Origin of the sequence: Dethiosulfovibrio salsuginis (assembly GCF_900177735.1) — a bacterium.
Lineage (GTDB): Bacteria > Synergistota > Synergistia > Synergistales > Dethiosulfovibrionaceae > Dethiosulfovibrio > Dethiosulfovibrio salsuginis.
Genome location: NZ_FXBB01000066.1, coordinates 1 through 1254 on the forward strand (window position 1 = coordinate 1; position 1254 = coordinate 1254).

The following is a 1254-nucleotide window of genomic DNA, read 5'->3' on the forward strand; positions in this document are numbered from 1 at the left end:
AAAAAGTAGTTCTTGCTCATGATATTTCCTCCTTTTTTCGTATAAAAATAGAGGCCCCACTAGGGGCCTCTTGCCTTGTATTTATTCTCTTAGATGCCTTTTGAGCAGGGCAGCCCGCTGGAAAGCGAGCCACCCTCCGCTGGACGTGGGCCTTTACTGAGAGAACCTACTGTAAACTTTCCTCTCGATTTCAGGGGTGATATAGCTTGCGATGTAAGCCAGCTCGGCGACGATAAGGGCGAGATCGTCGGAATGCCCCAGCACGGGGATGAAGTCGGGGATGAGGTCGATAGGGCAGATGAAATACCCCAAAACGGCGATAATCCCGAGCTTGACCGTCAAAGGAGTCGCAGGGGACTTAAGGACCTCCCAGAGGATATGGACCTTTATGAGGAAGGACTTGCTAAAGCTGCTGTTGCTGAGCTTATCCGAAAGGCCTTTGTCGCTGAAAGAATCAACGTACTTCTCCTTGTTCTCGTTAAAATCCTTATTCATATGTATTACCTCCTATTTTGTATGGTTGGGCCTCCTGGCCCCTTGCTTTTTATTTATTGTTTTAGAGACATCGCCCTTAGAGATATGCGAGCCCAAAAAACAGACCTTAAGGGCAATATCCCTCAAGGCCTCAATGCTCGGCGTTTCAGCTAACAACTAGTCGGAGATGCGGTCGATAAAACCGGCCAAACCACCACCGACGGAGCCAACAGTCGTACCTGTGGCAGTGATAGCCCCTACGGCTCCAAAGAAAGGAAGGGCGGTGACGAGGGCAACACCGACACTAGCCCCAATGGTAACGTTCCTAAGCACACCGATAAAGCTCATGTATATTCCTCCTCTATGTACAGTAAGTAGGTCTATCCAAGGGGAACCGCTCCGGGTTACCCCGAAGCGGCCAGCTAACCAGCTCAGATACTCAGCTATTTAGCCTTACAGTCGGATGATGATCTTGAGAAGCAAGAACAGAATGGAGTAATTACCGTAGTCATTAAAGTAGTCGTCACCGTAGTCGTTACCGATCATGTAATCCCTCCTCTTCACAGTCGATACGTCGAGCTTGCGCTCAGCGCTCAACTTGTATTTACCTTTTTAGAGACATGATAGCTAGCCGACAAAAGAGGTCTCAAGGGCAACAGCCCTCAAGGCCCGATAGCAATAACAGCAAACAGCCAGCCGATAATCCTGTGATGGGATCATTGGCTGGCTGTTTGCTTAATCCCCCTGAGGGGAACTCGGTGGGTAGAGAGGGATTAATCA

The 1254-nt window shown here is 49.3% G+C and carries 2 protein-coding genes; both read right to left on the bottom strand.

Translation table 11 applies throughout. The annotated features are described in order from the left end of the window. Positions 1-153: 153 nt before the first annotated feature. Positions 154-495: a YkvA family protein gene (locus B9Y55_RS12940; protein WP_085545755.1), complete on the bottom strand. Its 342-nt coding sequence runs from the start codon at positions 493-495 to the stop codon at positions 154-156. Between the two features lie 156 nt (positions 496-651). Further along, on the bottom strand, positions 652-807 hold the full coding sequence (locus B9Y55_RS13330; RefSeq protein ID WP_159448363.1) for a hypothetical protein: 156 nt from the start codon (positions 805-807) through the stop codon (positions 652-654). Between the last annotated feature and the right edge of the window lie 447 nt (positions 808-1254).

Bases quoted from the DNA above. Each gene is read 5' to 3' on its own strand.
- B9Y55_RS12940 (WP_085545755.1), bottom strand. From the start codon at position 495: ATGAATAAGGATTTTAACGAGAACAAGGAGAAGTACGTTGATTCTTTC.